This window comes from Streptomyces sp. NPDC055506 (assembly GCF_053643595.1).
Map to the genome: position 1 here is coordinate 24606 of NZ_JBSHKH010000118.1, position 1254 is coordinate 25859.

Annotated in this window: 1 protein-coding gene; it reads left to right on the plus strand. The window is 76.2% G+C overall.

The window, feature by feature from the left end; translation table 11 throughout:
• Positions 1-222: 222 nt before the first annotated feature.
• Positions 223-1254 (plus strand): hypothetical protein (locus ACWIF2_RS32115; RefSeq protein ID WP_454364415.1); only part of this gene is annotated, 1032 nt, incomplete at its 3' end.

Here is a 1254-nt window from a genome sequence, read left to right on the forward strand (position 1 = left end):
ACCGCTGGAGGTGACGTCGTGCGCCCGGTCCGGATGCCTGGTGGAGTCGGCCGTCGGGCTGTCGGTGCCGTGTGTATGCCCTCACGCCCGCTGGAGGCGGCGCGCGCGGGCCCCGGAAGCCCGCTGGAGCCGGCCGCTCGGGCCGTTGGTGCCATGAGCATGACCGGACGCCCGCCGGAGTCGAGGTCGTATGCCCGCCCCAGAAGACCGCTGGAGCCGCCGATGTCGCGTGCCGCGCACCTCGCGTACCTGTCGCTGTCGGTTCTGCTCGCGTTTCTGCCGGCACTGGCGGGGGCCGGGCCCGTCGGGGCCGTGGAGCGGCCTCGGGTCGAGGTGTCGGAGGCGGAGGCCGGGGCGGGTGGGGTGGTCACTGTCAGCGGTAGTGGCTGGCGGGCTCGTGCCCTGCTGACGCTGCTGGTGTGCGGGCAGGCCGAGCCGGAGCGGGGTGTGGCCGGGGGAAGCAACTCCTGTGCCAACGCCGACGGCCGGGCCGTCACCGCCGACGCCGAAGGGCGTTTCCGCCGCACACTGCCCGTCGTCGAGCCGCCGGTGCCGTGCCCCTGCGTGGTGCATGTGGCGACGGTGACCGGAGCCGGTGCGGAGGCCGACGCCGCCCTCCGGATCGCCGGGCACACGGTCGAGCCGCTGCCCGCGGAACGGTCCGGCGGGCGGCTCTCCCTGCCCGCGGACACCCGGCTGCGCGGCGGCGACGGGCTGCTGACCTGGTTCGGCTCGCCGCCCGCCCGGACCCTGGAGGTCACTGTCGGCAACGTCGGCACCGCCCCCGTGAAGGACCCCGTCTTCCAGGTCGGCACCGCACACGGCGTGTTCGCCCCGCAGTGGCAGGACCAGCGCTGGCGCGGCACGATCCGGCCCGGCGGCGAGGCCCGTATCAAGCTGCCCGTGGAGCTCGCGGCCGGCGCGCACGGCGACTACACGGTGTCCCTGAAGTACGGCGGCAAGGTCCTCGCCGAACACCCCTGGGGCGTGGGCCGTCCCTGGGGCGTGACCCTGTTCTGGGCCCTGGTCCTCCTGGTCGTACCGGCGGCGGTGTTCCGCGCGGGACTGGCCCTGGTGGACCACCTACGGCCCCGCCGGCCCGGCCACGCGGCCCGCCCGGCCCGCCGTAAGGGGCTGCCAGGGCTGCCGCCGCGTCCCCCGAGGGCGGACACGCCCTCCGCCGCCCCAGCCCTGCCCTGGGTCACTCCCGACGCCGCTACGGAGGACGAGGAACGGTCCTCCGTGCCGTACGGG